Genomic DNA, 13,977 nt, shown 5'->3' on the forward strand with positions numbered 1-13,977 from the left:
ACGGGACCGCCCTCAGCAGGCGCACAACGGGTGCTTGACCCACTGCCGCGCGACGATCGCGCCGGCGTGCAGATCGAATTCCAGCGTCGCGTTCAGCGTCTGGGGCGGTTCGGGCTCGGACGCCGCGCCCTGGCCGCGCACGGCCGCGATCACCCGGTTCACCTGAGACAGCGCCAGCGCCGCGGTCGCCAGCACGGTGGCCCGGTCGGCGACGCCGACGGTTTCCCGCAGCTGCGCACAGATCGCCGGCCACGCCGCGTCGCGGTCGCTGCGGTGCAGGTCCGCGCAGCCCAGGCAGCTCGTCACCCCGGGGATCACCAGCGGACCCACCAGCCCGATGCCGTCGCGCACCCGCACCAACAGATGCGCGACGCCCTGGTCGTGCAGATCGCGCACCATGCGCGGGTCGGCGACGAGGTAGTCCGACAACACCACCAGGTCGACGTCGCCGGCCGACACCGCCGCGTGCGGTTGGCTGCTGTGCGCGATCCGGGCGCCCGAGCAGCGCAACGATTCCACGAGCAACTCCGAGAGCGGCCCGCGGCCGTGCACCCGCACCGACGGCGCCCGGCCGCGCGGTCGCCCGCATTCGGTCGCCACCCCGGCCCGAACCAGTTGCGCCACCAGGCTTCTCAGGCCCTCGGTGTCGGTCAGGCCACGGTCAAGCGCCCGTCGCTGCAACTCCGGCAGCGGGGTCGGCGACGACATGGTCCGCAACAGCGTGGCCAGCTCGGCGGCGGCCAAACCGCCCGGAGGACGTACCAGCACCGCGCGACGGGGATCCCAGCCGACCTGCACCGCGCCGTCGGGGCGCAGCAGCACCGGCATCGCCGGGTCCAGCGCGTAGGTGGACAGCGCGGCCTGGCACTGCTGAGTCACCGCGCCACTGTGTCACGGCGGGGGCGACGGCCCGTTCAGTTGTCCACAGGGCCGTCGGAGTCGGGGTCCTCGCGTTCGAGTTTGGCGATCGCCTCGTCGATGCCGCTGGTGTCACCACCGATGACACGGTCGATGAAACCGGCGGGCTCATCGAGGTCCTCGGCGTTGGGCAGTAGGTCGGGGTGCTGCCAGATGCCGTCGCGCGTGTCGACCCCGGCGGCCTGCGTCAGGCGCTCCCAGAACGCGGCCGCTTCACGCATCTTCCGCGGCCGCAGCTCCAGCCCGACCAGCGTCGCGAAGGTCTGCTCGGCCGGGCCGCCGCTGGCCCGGCGCCGGCGCAGCGTCTCGCCGAGCGCGCCCGCGCCGGGAATCCGGTCGCCCAGCGCGGCGGCCACCACCACCTGCACCCACCCTTCGATCAGGGCGAGCAACGTCTCGAGGCGCTCGAGCGCCTGCGTCTGCGCGGGCGTGGCCTTGGGCTCGAATACGCCTTGCCCCAACAGGTTTTCGATCGCCGCCGGATCCGACAGCGACGCCGGATTGAAGTCGCGGGCCAGCTCCTCGATTCCCGACATGTCGATCTGCATGCCCATCGCGTAGGCCTCGACCGCTCCCAGCAATTGGCTCGACAGCCACGGGACGTGGCTGAACAGCCGGTGGTGGGCGGCCTCGCGCGCGGCCAAAAAGGTCAGGATCTCGCTGCGCGGACGCTCGAGCCCGGTGGTGAACGACTCGACGGCGTCGGGCATGATCGCCGCAATTCCCTTGGGCCCCAACGGTAAACCGATATCGGTCGACGTCAGCACCTCCCGGGACAACCGGCCCAGCGCCTGCCCGAGCTGCGAGCCGAACGCCATGCCGCCCATCTGCGACATCATCTGCAGTAGCGGGCCGGCCATGCTCTTGGCTTCCTCGGGGAGCGACGCCGCCCACACCGTCGAGATCTGTTGGGCCATCGGGTCACACAGCCGCTTCCACGTCGCCAACGTGTTGTCGACCCAGTCGGCGGGAGTCCAACCCACCGCCTTGGCGGTGCCCGCGGGCAGCGCCGTCGCCCCGTCCAGCCAGGTTTCGGCGAGGTGCACCGCGTCGGCGATCGCCGAATTCGTCGTATCCGGCACCGGCGCCACGAAGCCGATCGAGTTCGAGGCGACGCGCCGCGCCAATTCGTAATTGACCGGCCCCGAAGCCGTTCCGCCGGGTCCGACGGTGCCGGCGCTGCTGAACATCTGACCCAGCTGGGTGAAGATCTGGCCCAGGTCACCCATGCCGAAATCACCGCTCATTCCGAACGCGGCGAACGGGTCGGAGGGGTTCGACCCCGAATCGGGATCTTTCTTCCCGTGTTTGTCGGGGTCCTCCCCGGGGGAGAAGCCGAACGGCAGGTCAGCCATGACCCCAACGGTACTCACCGTGGGATCGGAAGGCGCGCGACGGCGGGTCAGCTTGTAGCTGAACCTCGTACGGGGGGCCTTGCAGCCGAATGACCGGCGACGCGCTCCGTCTAGTGTATTCGGCGTGAACAGGCGCATCCTGACCCTGATGGTCGCGCTGGTGCCGATCGTGGTGTTCGGTGTGTTGCTGGCGGTGGTGACGGTGCCGTTCGTGTCGCTGGGTCCCGGCCCCACCTTCGACACGCTCGGCGAGGTCGACGGCAAGCAGGTGGTGGCGATCCAGGGCACCCTGACGCATCCGACCACCGGTCACCTGAACATGACGACCGTCTCGCAGCGCGACGATCTGACGCTGGGCGAGGCGCTGACGCTCTGGCTTTCGGACACCGAACAGCTGGTGCCGCGCGACATCATCTATCCGCCCGGCAAGTCGCGGGAGGAAGTGGACAAGGCCAACAGCGCCGACTTCAAGCAATCCGAGGACAGCGCCGAATACGCGGCATTGGGCTATCTGAAGTACCCGTCGGCGGTCACGGTGGCGAAGGTCCCCGAACCCGGTCCCTCGGCGGGCAAGCTGAAGGCCGGCGACGCCATCGACGCGGTCAACGGCACCCCGGTCGCGACCGTCGACGCCTTCACCGGGCTGCTGAAGAACACCAAACCCGGTCAGACCGTGACGATCGACTACCGCCGCAAGAACGAACCCGCCGGTGTGGCGCAGATCACGCTGGGCTCCAACAAGGACCGCGACTACGGCTACCTGGGCGTCGCGGTGCTCGACGCGCCGTGGGCGCCGTTCGTCGTGGACTTCAATCTCGCCAACATCGGCGGCCCGTCCGCCGGACTGATGTTCAGCCTGGCCGTGGTCGACAAGCTGACCACCGGTGGCCTGGCGGGGTCGAATTTCATCGCGGGAACCGGGACCATCACCGCCGACGGCAAGGTCGGCCAGATCGGCGGCATCACCCACAAGATGGTCGCCGCGCACGCGGCCGGGGCGACGGTGTTCCTGGTGCCGGCGAAGAACTGCTACGAGGCCAGTTCGGACAATCCGTCCGGCCTGCGGCTGGTCAAGGTCGAGACGCTCAGCCAGGCGGTAGATGCGCTGCACGCGATCACGTCCGGTGGGCAGCCGCCGAGTTGCTAGGCAAGCGCGGGATCGCCGGTTGTGCAGTGCGTAGAGTTGTCACCGTCTAGCAATCGATCAGGGAGCGTAGCCAGTGGGGATGCGGCCCACCGCAAGAATGCCGAAGCTGACTCGGCGTAGCCGGATTCTGATCCTGATCGCACTGGGTGTGATCGCTCTGCTGCTCGCGGGCCCGCGGCTGATCGACGCCTACGTCGACTGGCTGTGGTTCGGCGAGCTCGGCTACCGCTCGGTGTTTTCCACCGTGCTCGTCACCCGATTCGTGGTCTTTCTGATCGCGGGCCTGCTGGTGGGCGGCATCGTGTTCGCCGGGCTCGCGGTGGCCTACCGCACCCGGCCGGTGTTCGTACCGAGCAACGACAACGATCCCGTGGCGCGCTACCGCGCCCTGGTCCTTTCCCGGCTGCGGCTGGTAAGCGCCGGCGTCCCGGTGGCGATCGGCCTGCTGGCCGGCATCATCGCCCAAAGCTATTGGGTGCGGATCCAGTTGTTCCTGCACGGCGGCGACTTCGGCATCAAAGACCCGCAGTTCGGCAAGGACCTCGGCTTCTACGCGTTCGAGTTGCCGTTCTACCGGCTGCTGCTCAGCTACCTGTTCGTGGCGGTGTTCCTGGCGTTCGTGGCCAACCTGTTGGCCCACTACATCTTTGGCGGCATTCGGCTTTCCGGACGCACCGGCGCGCTGAGCCGGTCGGCGCGGATCCAGCTGGTCACCCTGGTCGGTCTGTTGGTGTTGCTCAAGGCGGTCGCCTACTGGCTGGACCGCTACGAGCTGCTGTCGCACACCCGCGGCGGCAAGCCCTTCACCGGCGCCGGCTACACCGACATCAACGCCGTGCTGCCGGCGAAGCTGATCCTCATGGCGATCGCGCTCATCTGCGCGGGCGCGGTGTTCTCCGCGGTCGTCCTGCGGGACTTGAGGATTCCCGCGATCGGCCTGGTCCTGTTGCTGCTGTCGTCGTTGATCGTGGGTGCTGGCTGGCCCTTGATCGTCGAGCAGATCAGCGTCAAACCCAATGCCGCGCAAAAGGAAAGCGAATACATCAGCCGCAGCATCGCCGCGACACGGCAAGCCTACGGCCTGACCGCCGACGTGGTCACCTACCGCAACTACACCGGCGACGCGCAGGCCACCGCCCAGCAGGTCGCCGACGACCGCGCCACCACCTCCAACATCCGGCTGCTCGACCCGACGATCGTCAGCCCGGCGTTCACCCAGTTCCAGCAGGGCAAGAACTTCTACTACTTCCCCGACCAGCTCTCCATCGACCGCTACCTGGACCGCAACGGGTCGCTGCGGGACTACGTCGTGGCGGCCCGCGAACTCAACCCCGACCGCCTCATCGACAACCAGCGCGACTGGATCAACCGGCACTCGGTCTACACCCACGGCAACGGGTTCATCGCGTCACCGGCCAACACGGTGCGCGGAATCGCCAACGACCCCAACCAAAACGGCGGCTACCCCGAATTCCTGGTCAACGTCGTCGGCGCCAACGGCAACGTGGTGTCCGACGGTCCCGCGCCGCTCGACCAGCCGCGCGTCTACTACGGGCCGGTCATCTCCAACACGGCCGCGGACTACGCGATCGTCGGGCGCAACGGCGCCGACCGCGAATACGACTACGAGACCAGCAACGAAACCAAGAACTACACCTACACCGGGCTCGGCGGCGTCCCCCTCGGCGACTGGCTGTCGCGCAGCGTGTTCGCCGCCAAGTTCGCCGAGCGGAACTTCTTGTTCTCCAACGTGATCGGCTCGAACAGCAAGATCCTGTTCAACCGTGACCCGGCGCGTCGGGTGGAGGCGGTGGCGCCGTGGCTGACCACCGACAGCGCCGTCTACCCGGCGATCGTCAACAAGCGACTGGTGTGGATCATCGACGGCTACACCACGCTGGACAACTACCCGTATTCCGAACTCACATCGCTGGAGTCGGCGACCGCGGACTCCAACGAGGTGGCGTTCAACAGGCTCGCACCCGACAAGCGGGTCTCCTACATCCGCAACTCGGTGAAGGCGACCGTCGACGCCTACGACGGCACCGTCAGCCTGTATCAGCAAGACGAGCAGGATCCGGTGCTCAAGGCGTGGATGCGGGTGTTCCCCGGAACCGTCAAGCCCAAGAGCGACATCACCCCCGAACTGGCCGAGCACCTGCGCTATCCCGAGGACCTGTTCAAGGTGCAGCGGATGCTGCTGGCGAAGTATCACGTCAACGACCCGGTGACGTTCTTCTCCACGTCGGACTTCTGGGACGTGCCGCTGGACCCGAACCCGACCGCCAGCAGCTATCAGCCGCCGTATTACATCGTCGCGAAAAACATTGCGAAGAACGACAATTCGTCGTCGTATCAGTTGACCAGCGCGATGAACAGGTTCAAGCGCGACTATCTCGCCGCCTACATCAGCGCCAGCTCCGACCCGGCGACGTACGGGCGGATCACCGTGCTGACCATCCCGGGCCAGGTCAACGGGCCCAAGCTGGCCAACAACGCGATCACCACCGACCCGGCGGTGTCCCAGGACCTCGGGGTGATCGGGCGCGACAACCAGAACCGGATCCGGTGGGGCAACCTGCTCACGTTGCCCGTGGGGCAGGGCGGGCTGCTCTACGTCGAACCCGTGTACGCCTCCCCGGGGGCCAGCGACGCCGCGTCGTCCTACCCGCGGCTGATCCGGGTGGCGATGATGTACAACGACAAGATCGGGTACGGCCCGACCGTGCGCGACGCGCTCACCGGGCTGTTCGGCCCCGGCGCGGGGGCGGCGGCGACGGGCATTCAGCCCACCGAGGCGGGGACCCCGGCGAATCCGCCGCCCAGCGCGCCGGCGCCCGCCGCGACGCCGGGATCGCCGCCGCCCGCGGCCGTCCCGCCGGCGCCGGACGGGTCGGTGGCGCTGTCACCGGCCAAAGCGGCTGTGCTGCAAGAGATCCAGGCTGCGATCGGCGCGGCCAAGGACGCGCAGAAGAAGGGCGATTTCGCCGGTTACGGCGCGGCGCTGCAGCGATTGGACGACGCGATCACCAAGTACAACAACACCAAATAGCGTTCAGGCGTAGGCGGTTCGGAACCTGTCCCGATAGGCCTTCGGGCTGATGCCCAGGTGATTGACGAACGCGCGTCGCAGCGTCTCGATGCTGCCGAAGCCGGCCATGCCCGCGGTCTCGGTGACCGATCGGCCGGCCTCGAGCGCGTTACGGGCGAAGTCGACGCGAACCAGTTCGACGTAGCGCGCCGGTGTCATCCCCAGCTCGGATTGAAAGAGCCGGGTCAGCTGGCGGGTGCTCAACGATGCCAGGGCCGCAAGCTTTTTCACGCTGTAGTCGGCGCCGGGGTCCGCCGCGACCGCTTCGGTGACCGCGCGCAGCGGCGACTGCGGCGGGGGATCGGCCTCGACCAGCACCGAGAACTGTGATTGGCCGCCGGCCCGTTTCAGATAGACGACCAGCCACCGGGCGACGTCGCGCACCAGTTCGGTCCCGTGATCCATTTCGACCAGTGCCAGCGCCAGGTCGATACCCGAGGAAATCCCCGCCGAGGTGAACACGTCGCCGTCGCGCACGAAGATCGCGTCGGGCTCGACGGTGACGTCCCGGAAGGCGCGGGCCAACAACCGGGCGTCGTGCCAGTGCGTGGTGGCGCGCCGGCCGTCGAGCAGGCCGGCCTGCGCGAGGATGAACGACCCCGTGCAGATGGACGCCATCCGCCCGGTCCGCGCGGCGACCGACCTGACGGCCTCGACCAGCGCCGGATCGATCGGTCGCCCGGGCAGGTGGTCGCTGCCGGCCACCAGGACGATATCGGCGGAGTCGATGGCCGACAGGCGATCGGTGACCCCCAACCGGGTCCCGATCGAGCTCGTCACGTCGCGGCCGTCCACCGACGCGATCTTGAGCCGGTAGTCGGCGCCGAAGCGGTTGGCCTCGACGAAGACCTCACCCGCCCCCGCGACGTCGAGCAGCGTCACCCCGTCGAAGACGACGATGACCACCACCCGCGAATGCTTTCCCTCGTGCGCCACGTCAGCCATTGTGTCGCTTTTTGAGGAGTTGACGGCTCAAACGAGCGGCGTCGGATCGACCGGACCGTCGCACACTGGGCACAACCGTCACCGCAGAAGGAGACAAGACCATGACCACCAGCTCGATCGACGCCATCGCCGGCATCCACGTGCCCGACACCGCGCTGGCGCGCGAGGTCACCGAATTCATTCGCGACACCGAAGACGAGTTGCTGTTCAACCATTCCCGGCGGGTGTTCTTCTTCGGCGCCCTGCAGGGCCTGCGCCGCGGGATCCACCCCAACCTGGAACTGCTCTACGCCGCCGCGATGTTTCACGACGTCGGCCTGACCGACCACTACCGCAACTCAACCGTCCGCTTCGAGGTCGACGGCGCCAACGCGGCGCGGGACTTCCTGATGGACGCCGGCGCCGACAAGGCCGACGCCGACACCGTGTGGCTCGGCATCGCCCTGCACACGACGCCCGGCGTGCCCGAGTTCCTGGCGCCCGAAGTCGCGCTGCTGCAGGCCGGTGTGGAGGTCGACGTGGTCGGCGTCGGGCGCGAGCAGCTGGCTCCCGAGGCGCTCGCCGCGGTGACCGCCGCCCACCCGCGCCCCGATTTCAAGAACCGCATCCTGGCGGCGTTCAACGACGGCATGAAGCACCGCCCGCACACCACGGCCGGCACCATGAACGCCGACGTCCTGGCGCACTTCGATCCCAAGTTCGAGCGCGTCGACTTCGTCGACAAGATCCTGCACAACAGCTGGCCGGAATAGCCCGGAAGGGAGTAGACAGATGGACATCCACGAGGCGCTGTACACCACCAGGATGATGCGGCGGCTGCGGCCGGATCCGGTTCCGCTGGACACGCAGGCCCGCATCCTCGACGCGGCCATTCGCGCCCCCAACGGGGCCAACACCCAACGCTGGCACTTTGTCGCCGTCGACGATCCGGCGCTCATCGGTGAGTTCGCCCAACTGTTCCGGCGGGCCCGCGCCCTCGAATACGAGAAGTTCGGGGCGGGGACGGGACCGATGGTGGCGCCCGCGCCCGGTGCCGACGCGGCCGCCCACGCCGAGACGATGCGCCGAATCAAGGGGTCGGGGGACTACCTGGCCGACCATTTCGAAGAGATTCCCTTGCTGCTCTTCGTCTTCGCGATCGACGACCTCGGTGGAGCCAACATCTTCCCGGCGATCTGGAGCGTGCTGCTGGCCGCCCGCGCCGAGGGCGTCGGCGGCGTCATGACCATGGTGCTCCGCAACTTCGAGGACAGGGTCAACGAGTTACTGGGCGTCCCCGTCGAGGAGGGCTGGACGATGTCGGCCATGCTGGCCCTCGGCTACCCGCGGGGCAAATGGGGTGTCGCGGCCAATCGGCATCCCGTGCACGAGGTTTCATCCCGAAACGGCTGGAACACGCCGTTCGGTGTCGAAGTGCCGCAACCGCTTTGGCCGCCGCAGGACACGGCGAGCCTGCCCGCGGCAGGATGAATCGGCCGTGCGGGCCAACGCGGCGTCCGGGAAGTCCAGAGGGACGAGAACTAGCCATCGGCGGATGCGATCACCCGATAGGCTAGTCAAGCTTTCCATATGGGTCGCGACGTCATCGTGGTCACCGGTGCATCAAGCGGGTTCGGCCGCCTCAGCGCGGAAGCGCTGGCGTTAGCCGGCCACAGGGTTTATGCGTCGATGCGGGACACGGACGGCCGCAACGCGTCTCAGGTTGAGGCGATCGGCTACTTCGCGAAGGACAATGGCGTCGAGCTGCGGGCTGTGGAAATGGACGTGCAGTCGCAGACTTCGGTGGATGCCGCGATTGAAAGGATCTTCGAGGCCAACGGGCGGATCGACGTGGTGGTTCACAACGCGGGACAGATGGTGTTCGGCCCGGCCGAGGCGTTTCAACCGCAACAGTTGGCAGAGCTCTATGACGTGAACGTGCTGAGCACGCAGCGCGTCAACCGCGTGATCCTGCCGCACATGCGACGGCAACGGCAAGGCCTCCTGGTGTGGGTATCGAGCAGCAGTGCGGCCGGCGGCACGCCACCCTATCTCGCCCCCTACTTTGCGGCGAAGGCCGCGATGGATGCGTTGGCCGTGGCTTACGCCCGGGAGCTCGCGCGGTGGGGCATCGAGACGACCATCATCGTTCCCGGCGCGTTCACCAGCGGCACCAACCACTTCGCACGTGCCGGCTCACCCGCTGATGAGGCGGTGGTCGACGAGTATGAGGGCGGACCGTACGCGGGGTTCGCCGCCCGCATTCGTGAGGCCGTTGCAGCGATCGTGCCTCCGGATGCCGATGCATCCACAGTGGCCGAAGCCGTCGTCAACGTGGTGCAAGAACCCTTTGGGCAGCGTCCTTTTCGGGTCCATATCGACCCTGCCGATGATGGCGCGGAGGTCGGCTTCGCCGTGCTCGACAGGCTCAGGGCCGAGATGCTCCACCGCATCGGGATGCACGACCTGTTGCAGCCGGCCCGGTTGTTTCAGTCGTAGGAGGTGCGGAAACGATCCCGATAGGCGCTGGGGGTGATGCCCAGGCGGCTGAGAAAAACCCGCCTGAGTGTTTCTGTGCTCCCAAAGCCCGCTACCCGTGCGGTCTCGGCAACGGTCCGGCCGGCTTCGAGTGCGGCACGAGCGAAATCGACGCGAACCAACTCGACATAACGTGCCGGCGTCAAACCCAACTCGGACTGAAACAGTCTGGACAATTGGCGCGTACTCAAAGATGCCTGAGCCGCAAGCTTTTTCACGCTGTGGTCGGCACCTGGATCCGCGTTGACGGCATCGGTAACCGCCCTGAGTGGAGAATCCGGCGGAGGGTCGGCCTCCACCATGACGGAGAATTGCGATTGTCCGCCAGCGCGTTTGAGATATACCACCAACGACCGGGCGACCTTACGGACCAACTCGGCTCCATAATCCGCCTCCACCAACGTCAACGCGAGATCAATGCCCGACGACACTCCCGCCGAGGTGAATACATCTCCGTCGCGGACAAAGATCGCATCCGGTTCGACGCTCACCTCGGGGAAGATGCGGGCCAACCGCCCGGTATGCCGCCAGTGCGTGGTCGCCCGCTTGCCGTTGAGCAGGCCCGCCTGCGCCAGGATGAACGAACCCGTGCAAACGGATGCCAAGCGCCGGGTCCGGCCCGGGACGGTCTTGAGTGCTTCGATGAGAGCGGGATCGATCGGCCGCCCGATCAGCGTGTCACCGCCCGCGACCATGACGGTGTCGACGGATTCGAGGGCCGAGAGGGGACACGTCACAGCGAATCGGGTGCCGATCGACGTGGTCACATCGCGTCCGTCTACCGATGCGATTTCGAGCGAATAGCGTGCGCCGAACCGATTGGGTTCGGCGAACACCTCGGCGGGACCCGCAACGTCCAACAGTTTCACGCCGTCGAAGACGACGATCACCACCACACGAGTTGTTGCGTTGGCCTCCGCCATACGCCCATCGTGTCGCGCCGGCGACGACGAGTACAAGCCGGAGGGTGTCACAACGTGTGGATCGGCGACACGAACGGCGATCACCTGAGAAACGCTGCCGGATAAGTGGCGGCGTGCGCGACGCTGGACTCACACTGCGACAAAGAAATTCACCGGAGGGGGAACCTGGGGGCTCAAGCTCTTGTCAGCGCGTGACATCATCGTGAACGACGCCTGGCGCCCGAACAGCATCCTTTGGCCAGCGGGTGGCTGACCACGCGACTATTCTCGACACCGTGGACCCGGTGTCGCCGCCACGGAATGGTGGTGGCCTGATAGGCCGGCACGCGGAATGTGTTGCGCTGGAACAGTTTCTCACCCGCGTGCGCGCCGGTGAGAGCCGTGTTCTGGTACTTCATGGAGAGCCGGGTGTCGGTAAGACGGCCTTGCTGGACTACGTCGGTGAACGGGCCGCCGGCTGTCGCGTCATCCGTGCCAGCGGGGTCGAGTCGGAGATGGAGCTGGCCTACGCCGCGGTGCACCAGTTGTGCGCGGCGATGCTCGATCGTCTCGACTATCTGCCGGTGCCGCAACGCGACGCTTTGAGCACGGCATTGGGTCAAACGATAGGTCCCGCACCGGACCGCCTTCTCGTCGGGTTGGCGGTGTTGAACATGTTCTCCAGCATGGCTGAGGTCGAGCCGCTCGTTTGTTTGGTCGACGATCTGCAGTGGCTCGACCAGGCCTCGTCGCAGACGCTCGTATTTGTCGCCCGGCGGTTGGCCGCTGAATCTGTGGGTTTGGTCCTCACGACGCGGGTTGTGAACCCCGAGCTGAAAAAGCTCCCGACGCTGGAGGTCAACGGGCTCACGGAAAAGGACGCGCGAGCTTTATTGGAGACGGTTTTGGCCACGCCGCTGGATGCGCGGGTGCGCGACCAGATCATCGCCGAGACTCGCGGCAATCCACTGGCGCTGCTCGAATTGCCCCGTAGTCTCGCGGGGCGAGAACTGGCCGGGGGGTTCGGGTTACCAGGGGCGCCGCGGCTGTCAGCTGCGATGGAGGAAAGTTTCCGCCGCGGGGTGGAGGCCTTGCCCGACCAGAGCCGTCGATTGTTGGTGTTGGCGGCGGCGGAGCCGCTCGGCGACCCGGGGCTGCTGTGGCGCGCCGCCGCACGTTTGGAGATCGGTGCGCAGGCCGCCACCCCGGCGATCGAGGCGGGCTTGGCGGAATTCGGTGCGCGGGTGCGTTTCCGCCATCCGCTGGCACGCTCAGCCGCCTACCGAGCGGCCCCGTTGCACATCAGACAGCAGGTACACGCCGCGCTGGCCGAGGTGACCGACCCGGACTCCGATCCTGACCGGCGCGCATGGCATCGCGCACATGCTGCGCCAGGTCCGGACGAGGACGTCGCCGCCGAGTTGGAGCGTTCGGCAGGGCGGGCGCGGGCCCGTGGCGGCATGGCGGCCGCGGCCGCCTTTCACGAGCGGGCGACGATGTTGACCCTCGATCCGGCCCTTCGCGTCGAGCGCGCTCTGGTTGCCGCGGCATTGAAAGCCGACGCCGGCGCGTTCGACTCGACGCTGGATCTGCTTGCCATGGCCGAGCGCGGACCGCTCAGCGAACTGCAGCATGCTCGGGCGGACCTCATTCGTGCCCAGTTGGCATACGCCACGAACCGGGGCGGCGATGCTCCGCTCCTGCTGCTTCGGGCGGCGCGGCGGCTCGAGCCGATTGACGCCAGACTGGCCCGGGAGACGTACCTGGACGCGATTTCCGCCGCTGAGTTCGCAGGCCGTCTCGCCAGTCCGGGGGGTCACGTACTCGAGGTAGCGCGGGCTGCGACCGCGGCCCCCCGATCGGCGGAGCTGCCACGCGCTCCCGATCTCGTGCTTAACGGGCTGGCGGCGAATTTCATCGAGGGGTATTCGGCCGCGGTGCCATACCTGCGTGCGGCGCTGGACGCCACGGGAACCGGTATGTCGATTGATGACGAGCTTCGCTGGATGTGGCTGACTAGCCAAGCGGCACTGCACCTTTGGGATGACGCACACTGGGACAGGCTCTCGCAACGTTACCTCACGTTGGCACGTAAGACGGGCGCGATGAACGCGCTTCCGCTCGCCCTGAGCACACGGGCGATGTTGCTGACGTTCGTTGGCGATCTGACGGCTGTGAGCGTGCTGGTCGAAGAGCAGCACACGGTGACCGAGGCCACGGGAAGCAACCTCGCGCCGTACGCCGCCATGACCCTGGCCTCGATCCGCGGCCATCAAGCAGACGCGGAGGCGCTCATCTCGCGGACCGTTGCAGAAGCCCCTCAACGGGGAGAAGGCATCTCGATCGCCGTGGCCGAGTGGACGAAAGCCCTGCTTCATAACGGCCTCGGCAACTACGCGGAAGCACTGGCGGCCGCCCGCCGCGGGCTCGAGCAACAGGAGTATCCCAGCCTTCGTTACCCGGGGGTGGCCAACTGGGCCGCGGCAGAGTTTGTCGAGGCCGCCGTGCGAAGCGGAATGCGCGAAGAGGCAACCCAAGCGATGGAGTGGATCACCGAGATGACCAGCGCTTCCCGCACCGGATGGGCGCTCGGTGTGGAGACGCGCTGCCGTGCGCTGCTGGCCGACGGTGAGGCCGCCGAGCTGCTGTACCGAGAGTCGATCGCACACTACGGGCACAGTCGTGTCCGTGCCGAGCTCGCCCGCACGCATCTGCTCTACGGTGAATGGCTGCGGCGGGGGCGCCGGCGCACGGAGGCGCGGACGCAGCTGCGTATCGCGCACGAAATGCTCGACGCGATGGGGATGGAGGCATTCGCTGAACGGGCCCGACGTGAGCTGCAGGCCACCGGTGAGACCGCACGAAAGCGCACTGCCGGTGTCGACGGTGAAAAGCTGACGGCGCAGGAAACTCAGGTCGCGCGGCTGGCTCGGGACGGCTTGTCGAATCCGGAGATCGGCGCCCGGTTGTTCATCAGCCCCAGAACCGTCCAGTACCACCTTCGCAAGGTGTTCACCAAGCTCGATATCAGCTCGCGCAGTCAACTTGACCGGGTCTTGCCGACAGATCGTCCAGGTTCAGGGTGACAAACAGATGCCCAAG

At 67.3% G+C, this 13,977-nt stretch carries 10 protein-coding genes; 6 read left to right on the top strand and 4 right to left on the bottom strand.

What is annotated here, in order from left to right:
• Window positions 1-12: 12 nt before the first annotated feature.
• Window positions 13-828, bottom strand: a complete 816-nt coding sequence (locus tag QGN31_RS05575; RefSeq protein WP_179300182.1) for a cyclodehydratase — start codon at window positions 826-828, stop codon at window positions 13-15.
• An 86-nt stretch (window positions 829-914) separates the two neighbouring features.
• Window positions 915-2,291, bottom strand: coding sequence for a zinc-dependent metalloprotease (locus QGN31_RS05580; protein ID WP_162130200.1), 1,377 nt, complete (start codon window positions 2,289-2,291; stop codon window positions 915-917).
• A gap of 106 nt (window positions 2,292-2,397) precedes the next feature.
• Here QGN31_RS05580 and QGN31_RS05585 point away from each other — a divergent pair, with 106 nt between their 5' ends.
• Window positions 2,398-3,420, top strand: coding sequence for a YlbL family protein (locus tag QGN31_RS05585; protein ID WP_009955776.1), 1,023 nt, complete (start codon window positions 2,398-2,400; stop codon window positions 3,418-3,420).
• A gap of 73 nt (window positions 3,421-3,493) precedes the next feature.
• On the top strand, window positions 3,494-6,472 hold the full coding sequence (locus QGN31_RS05590) for a UPF0182 family protein (protein WP_026071234.1): 2,979 nt from the start codon (window positions 3,494-3,496) through the stop codon (window positions 6,470-6,472).
• A 3-nt stretch (window positions 6,473-6,475) separates the two neighbouring features.
• Here QGN31_RS05590 and QGN31_RS05595 read toward each other — a convergent pair whose 3' ends face one another.
• A complete protein-coding gene (locus QGN31_RS05595) occupies window positions 6,476-7,456 on the bottom strand; it encodes a GlxA family transcriptional regulator (protein WP_009956596.1) in 981 nt (326 codons plus the stop codon).
• 101 nt (window positions 7,457-7,557) lie between these two features.
• Between QGN31_RS05595 and QGN31_RS05600 the strand changes: the two genes are divergently transcribed.
• The 3 genes from QGN31_RS05600 to QGN31_RS05610 all read left to right on the top strand — a co-directional run bounded on the left by QGN31_RS05600 (window position 7,558) and on the right by QGN31_RS05610 (window position 9,934).
• Window positions 7,558-8,208, top strand: coding sequence for an HD domain-containing protein (locus QGN31_RS05600; protein WP_009956598.1), 651 nt, complete (start codon window positions 7,558-7,560; stop codon window positions 8,206-8,208).
• A 19-nt stretch (window positions 8,209-8,227) separates the two neighbouring features.
• Entirely contained in the window at window positions 8,228-8,926 is a 699-nt protein-coding gene (locus tag QGN31_RS05605; protein WP_014380908.1) for a nitroreductase family protein, read from the top strand.
• A gap of 99 nt (window positions 8,927-9,025) precedes the next feature.
• On the top strand, window positions 9,026-9,934 hold the full coding sequence (locus tag QGN31_RS05610) for an SDR family oxidoreductase (protein ID WP_014385632.1): 909 nt from the start codon (window positions 9,026-9,028) through the stop codon (window positions 9,932-9,934).
• Here QGN31_RS05610 and QGN31_RS05615 read toward each other — a convergent pair.
• Entirely contained in the window at window positions 9,925-10,896 is a 972-nt protein-coding gene (locus QGN31_RS05615) for a GlxA family transcriptional regulator (RefSeq protein WP_193375515.1), read from the bottom strand. The two genes, QGN31_RS05610 and QGN31_RS05615, sit on opposite strands and share 10 nt — an antisense overlap.
• A gap of 275 nt (window positions 10,897-11,171) precedes the next feature.
• Here QGN31_RS05615 and QGN31_RS05620 point away from each other — a divergent pair, with 275 nt between their 5' ends.
• The gene (locus QGN31_RS05620) at window positions 11,172-13,961 is read left to right on the top strand and encodes a helix-turn-helix transcriptional regulator (protein WP_014942784.1); all 2,790 of its coding nucleotides are present in this window, start codon (window positions 11,172-11,174) and stop codon (window positions 13,959-13,961) included.
• The last annotated feature ends 16 nt before the right edge of the window (window positions 13,962-13,977 follow it).

Source organism: Mycobacterium sp. 2-64 (assembly GCF_035918375.1).
Classification (GTDB): domain Bacteria; phylum Actinomycetota; class Actinomycetes; order Mycobacteriales; family Mycobacteriaceae; genus Mycobacterium; species Mycobacterium intracellulare.